The 294-nt window shown below is 50.7% G+C and carries 1 tRNA gene; it reads right to left on the bottom strand.

From position 1 onward, the window contains the following. Window positions 1-99: 99 nt before the first annotated feature. A tRNA-Arg gene (locus Q1B47_RS21945) sits at window positions 100-176 on the bottom strand. Window positions 177-294 lie beyond the last annotated feature (118 nt).

Below are 294 nucleotides of genomic sequence, written 5' to 3'. Positions count from 1 at the left end.
GATTCGAACCCTCGATGGGATTTAAAGCCCATACTCCCTTAGCAGGGGAGCGCCTTCGGCCACTCGGCCACCTCTCCAGATTCACTCAATATAAGAAAATGGCGCGCGTGGGAGGATTCGAACCTCCGACCGCCTGGTTCGTAGCCAGGTACTCTATCCAGCTGAGCTACACACGCTAATCTTACATCTTTAAGTCGTCCATAACAGACCACTTTTTATTTCCGCTTAATCTATTAAGCGGAAATTGAATATGGTACGCGTGGGAGGATTCGAACCTCCGACCGCCTGGTTCGT

This window comes from uncultured Shewanella sp., from assembly GCF_947501225.1.
Taxonomy (GTDB): Bacteria; Pseudomonadota; Gammaproteobacteria; order Enterobacterales; family Shewanellaceae; genus Shewanella.
This window is presented reverse-complemented; position numbering and strand designations above follow the sequence as displayed.